Raw genomic sequence first — 5,409 nt, forward strand, 5'->3', positions numbered from 1 at the left:
CCGGGGATGATTACTCTGGGCGATATCAACCATAACTACAACGCGCACCAAGTGATGTTGTCGTTTACCTACCAATTGCGCTAAGACGCATCGTTAATGCTACGAGAGGATATATCAATGGAACGTAGAAGTTTTTTAAAAGCGAGTGCAGCACTTGGCTGTGCAGCAACGGTAACCGGTTGTAAAACCAGTTCAGATGATGCCAATGTCACCCCAACTCCGCCACCTGTGGCTGATGAGCAAATGAATTGGTCTGCCTGCTTGGTTAACTGTGGCTCAAACTGCCCAATTAAAGTATTTAGCCGTGATGGAGTCATTACCCGCATTGAAGCTGATCACGAAACCACTGACGAATACGGGGTTAACCACCAAATCCGTGCCTGCGCCCGTGGCCGCTCTTTAAAGCAACGCACCTATGCGCCGGATCGTTTAAAAACCCCAATGAAGCGTATTGGCAAACGTGGTGAAGGTAAGTTTGTACCTATCTCATGGGACGATGCTTACGCAGAAATTGCAGCGAAACTACAAGAAACAGCAAGTACACATGGCAACGAGTCAATCTACTTTAACTATGGAACTGGCGCCTACTACGGTTTTGCAAACAATGCTGCCACTTGGGGTCGATTACTTAACCTAAATGGTGGATTCTTAAACCATCATTGGGATTATTCATGGTCGCAAGTTTACATGGCGGCAATGGCCACTTATGGCGACAAATGGGACTCGATTGGTGGTTCAAGTTTGGCTGAAATCGAAAACAGTGATTTATTCATTGGTTTTGGTTTTAATCCAAACGAAATTCGTCAATCAGGTTCTGGTGAAGGCTATGACTTCATTAAAGCGCTTGAAAATAACAAACATAGTATCGAAGTGTATATGGTTGAGCCGCGCTATACCGACTCAATGCGTGGTAATGAACACAAGTGGTTAGCTGTTCGTCCAGGTACTGATGCAGCGCTTGCTGAAGCCGTTATTCACCACATGATTGATACTGGCTGGGTTAACGATAACTCTGCCGCTTTCTTAGAAAGCCATTGTGTTGGTTATAGCAAAGCGTCACTTGAGCGACTAAAAGCCGAACTAGAAGTTGAACAAGACCAAAACAAGCGTGAGCACGCACAATATATTAATCCTGAAGACAACTACCATGACTACATCATGGGTATGGGTAAATACCTTGGACAAGGCGCTCGCACCCCTGAGTGGGCTGAAAAGATTTGTGGTGTTACCGCTGACAACATTCGTGAACTTGCAACCAAGTTAATGAATGCTAAAGCTCCATACATCTCTGCCGGCGCAGGTGTCAGCCGTCATGCTAACGGTGACCAAAATACTCGCGCAGTTTATATGCTTTCTATTATGACGGGTAAACTCGGCCAAGCGGGTGTTAGCACCGGCGCCATGCCATCAAGCAACCAGTTCCCACTTGGTGGTGGTTTGCCAGCTGGTAACAACCCAGTTGATATTACCATTCCTTGTTTCTCTTGGTCTGATGCCATTGTCCGTGGTGAAGAATTTACTGGCACCACTGACGGCGTTCGTTACGCTAGCAACGCCTTAAATGAAATCGAAGACAACAACAGTGCCAAGTTAAACAGCAACATCAAAGTGATCATTAATACTTCAAGTAACATCTTGATCAACCAACACTCAGACAGTAACGGCACCGCTGAAATCCTTGCAGATGAAAGTAAATGTGAGCTGATTGTTGTTTGTGATTGCTGGATGACGCCTTCAGCTCGATACGCCGATATTATTCTGCCTGATACCACTTGGCTTGAGTCAGAAGATCTTGCTGATGACAGCTATGCATCAGGTCAAATGGCTTATGCAACCATGATGAGTTCATCGCTTAACCCGCTAGGTGATGCAAAATCAATGTATGACATCTGTGCTGGTATTGCAGACAAAATGGGTAAAGGCGGCGAATATACTGAAGGTAAAACAGGTCGTGATTGGTGTGAAGATATTTACGCTGGTACCCGCGCTGCAAATACTGATGTTGATATGCCAGCCACCTATGGCGAAGCGCAAGAAGTGGGCTTATTCAGAAAATATATGACTAACACTGTTGTTGCCTTAAAAGACTATGTAGCCAATCCTGCAGCAGCTCCAAGACCTACCATCAGTGGCAAAATTGAAATCTACTCAGTGTCTTTAGCTAAAAAAGCCGCTACTTGGACCTTACTTGATGGCGATGAAATTACTCCGCTACCAAAATATGTAGTGACATGGGATGGCTTCGAAGATGAAGAAGCAGCGAAAGATTACCCATTACAGCTATGTGGTTTCCATACTAAAGGCCGTACTCACTCAAGCTACCACAACGTACCTTGGTTACGTGAAGCGGTTGAAGATGCTGTATGGATGAACCCAAAAGATGCCAATGCCAGAGGTATTACCCAAGGGGCAAAAGCACAAGTATGGAATGATCGCGGCACAATTGAATTACCTGTTCGTGTCACACCACGTGTGGCACCAGGTGTGGCAATGGTTGGTCAAGGCGCTTGGTATACCCCAGATCCTGCAGGCCGTATTGGTAGCTCAGGTCACATCATCGATATTGGGGGCTGCATTAATACGTTAACTAAGTATCACCCAACTCCGGTGACTAAAGGTAACCCACAACATACCAACCGTGTACAAATTGCAACAGCTTAATGGAGTAAATAACAATGACCACTAATATCCAATATGGTTTTTATCTCGACACTGCTAAGTGTACTGGTTGCAAAGCGTGCCAAGTATCTTGTAAAGATAGAAAAGACTTACCAGTCGGTATCAACTGGCGCCGTGTATATGAATATGGCGGCGGACAATGGGTTGAAAACCAAAACGGTAGCCTAGAGCAAAACGTATTCACTTATTACACCTCAATTGGCTGTAATCACTGCTCTGAGCCTGTTTGTGTAAAAGCTTGTCCAACAGGGGCAATGCACAAACGTCGTGAAGATGGCTTAGTGCACGTGGCAACTGATTTATGTATTGGCTGTAATAGCTGCGCTAGAGCATGTCCATATGATGCGCCACAACTAGACCAAGAACGTAAAGTAATGACCAAGTGTGATGGTTGTTATGAGCGTCTAGCTGAAGGTAAAAATCCAATGTGTATTGACTCTTGCCCGTTACGTGCAATGGACTTTGACACCATGGACAACCTCCGCGCTAAATATGGTAATGGTGATGGCCACATTGCACCTTTACCACCAGAAAGCATTACATCGCCGAACTTGATTATTAAAGCGAATGTGAATGGCGGTCGTGATGGTGAAATCGTCAACTTCTCTGAAGTTTAAGACGTCATAAAGCCAATTAGCTAGCCAAGTATATTGATACTTGGCTAGCTTTTTTAGCATAAATAATCGTATTTAATGTGACCTAAGTAGGGTCATAGAATAAAACCCAAAAAATCACCACATTTCCATGTAGCATAGCTAATACAGCATCACGTTAATTACTCTTTATCCGCGCTATAACTGGTATTATCAACAAGCCTATGACTGCAGAAATTACCCAATATGGATTCTATTTTGATACACGTAAATGTGTTGGCTGTAGAAAATGTCATCGCGTGTGTAATAAAAAATTTGATGTGGAAAAATCCGTCAGCACTCGACGGGTCTATAAATATGGCGATGAACGCATTCCTACGGCATTATCAAAACAACCCAATATCTCGACCTATTATTTATCAGTATCCTGCAACCATTGTAGCGAACCAGTATGCGTATTGGCCTGCCCAACAGGGGCGATGCATAAACGTGCCAAAGATGGCTTAGTTCATGTTGCTCAAGAGACATGTGTTGGATGCGGTTCTTGCGCCCGTGCTTGCCCTTATGAAGCGCCCCAACTCGACCCAACACGTAAAGTGATGGTGAAGTGCGACGGTTGCTTCGAGCTAATCGAGCAACAGAGCCTACCTTTGTGCGTCGATGCCTGTCCAAAAGGCGCATTAGACTTCGGCTTGATCCATGAGTTAAGAAGCAAATACGGCACTGAAGTAAATATCTCTTCATTGCCTTCAGCACACATTACCTCCCCCAATATGCTTTTAGGTGGACAGCCAATAACCTCCTCGACTAATAAACCCAAGGGCAACATGGGTAAGCGATATTAGTTGAAGTGATTAGGACTGTAGCTAATGCGGCTCCACTGGTGAATAACTAACGGATTCACCAGTCACTCATCGGCAGCTAAGGTATTATTTAGTAAGCAAGAATTCACTTGGGGAAATGCCCATAGTTTGATTAAAGATTTTAGTTAATCTGCCCTGATCGGTAAAACCACAATCACACGCGGTCAGCTTAATATTGCCATTATTCATTTCTAATAATCTGCGCGCTTTTTTATATTTAACATTATTAATTAATGTAATTGTGAACCAGATCTTACATCTTTGATTGCTAAATAAACACTTGAAGATAGCAAGATCAACACAAAGCTCAAACTATAAAGAAACAACTTTTTTTTAAGACATAAGTTAAGTACCTGATTGTGGGTATTAAATCAAAAAAATTGCTTTAACTACAAATGAAAACTATTACCAACTAAAACCCACTACAAATCACCTTTAAATCTCTTTCTTGCTGAACTCCACAAAATTAAACCATCAATATTTAACAAATGAATAATCGTTAATATCTCACCTAAAATAGCGCCCATATAAAACACCTAATGACTTATTTAATAATTTAAGGGAATGACATTTATGAAAAAAATGATCCTTGCATTAATAATTGGCGCTTCTTCAATATTAATTCCCCATACCAGCGCTAATGCCACCCCATGGGATGACCTCAGCTCAACACAATTAGAACAACAGTTAGTTGAGAAGTTCGCTGAAGGAAATTATTCCCCTAAAGGCGCTGACAACTGCCTAACCTGTCACCGTAAAAATGAAACCGTCATGGCGTTATTTGATGGCGCACACGGCCAAGGTAATAACAGTCAATCACCGATGGCAGGGTTACAGTGCGAAGCCTGTCATGGCCCACAAGGCCAGCATAATCGCGGCGGTAAAGAGCCGATGATTGCTTTTGGTAAAGACAGCAAATTGTCTGCCCCAACCCAAAATACCGTTTGCCAAGGTTGCCATAACGACCCAGAGCAAATGGCGTGGCATACCAGCACCCATAATCTTGAAGAAATTGCCTGTAGCGATTGTCACACCATTCACGCAGCCACAGATCCTGCATTAGATAAACTGTCGGTTAATGACACCTGCACCTCATGTCACACCCAAGAAAAAGCCGACATGAACAAGCGCTCATCACACCCAATGAAATGGGACCAAATGACCTGTATTGATTGTCATGCGCCGCACGGTTCAATGAGTGAAAACGCCTTAGTTAAACCAACCGTTAATGACACTTGTTATAGCTGTCACGCCGAAAAACGTGGTCCCTTCCT

Annotated in this window: 4 protein-coding genes; all 4 read left to right on the top strand. The window is 43.5% G+C overall.

From position 1 onward, the window contains the following. Nucleotides 1-117 precede the first annotated feature (117 nt). Entirely contained in the window at nucleotides 118-2,661 is a 2,544-nt protein-coding gene (locus BCU94_RS11310; RefSeq protein ID WP_102476450.1) for a DMSO/selenate family reductase complex A subunit, read from the top strand. Between the two features lie 14 nt (nucleotides 2,662-2,675). Further along, nucleotides 2,676-3,296 (top strand): DMSO/selenate family reductase complex B subunit, encoded by a 621-nt coding sequence (locus BCU94_RS11315; protein ID WP_102439416.1) that lies wholly within the window; start codon nucleotides 2,676-2,678, stop codon nucleotides 3,294-3,296. A 200-nt stretch (nucleotides 3,297-3,496) separates the two neighbouring features. Then, nucleotides 3,497-4,117 carry a 4Fe-4S dicluster domain-containing protein gene (locus BCU94_RS11320; RefSeq protein ID WP_102439415.1) on the top strand — a complete coding sequence of 207 codons (621 nt, stop codon included), beginning with the start codon at nucleotides 3,497-3,499 and terminating at the stop codon, nucleotides 4,115-4,117. A 591-nt stretch (nucleotides 4,118-4,708) separates the two neighbouring features. Continuing rightward, nucleotides 4,709-5,409: DmsE family decaheme c-type cytochrome (locus BCU94_RS11330; RefSeq protein ID WP_102476452.1), on the top strand; the 701-nt coding region annotated here is incomplete at its 3' end.

The sequence above is a fragment of the Shewanella sp. 10N.286.52.C2 genome (assembly GCF_002874545.1).
Classification (GTDB): domain Bacteria; phylum Pseudomonadota; class Gammaproteobacteria; order Enterobacterales; family Shewanellaceae; genus Shewanella.

Coding starts and splice junctions, on each gene's coding strand:
- BCU94_RS11320 (WP_102439415.1), top strand. CDS start 3,497: ATGACTGCAGAAATTACCCAATATGGATTCTATTTTGATACACGTAAA.
- BCU94_RS11310 (WP_102476450.1), top strand. CDS start 118: ATGGAACGTAGAAGTTTTTTAAAAGCGAGTGCAGCACTTGGCTGTGCA.
- BCU94_RS11315 (WP_102439416.1), top strand. CDS start 2,676: ATGACCACTAATATCCAATATGGTTTTTATCTCGACACTGCTAAGTGT.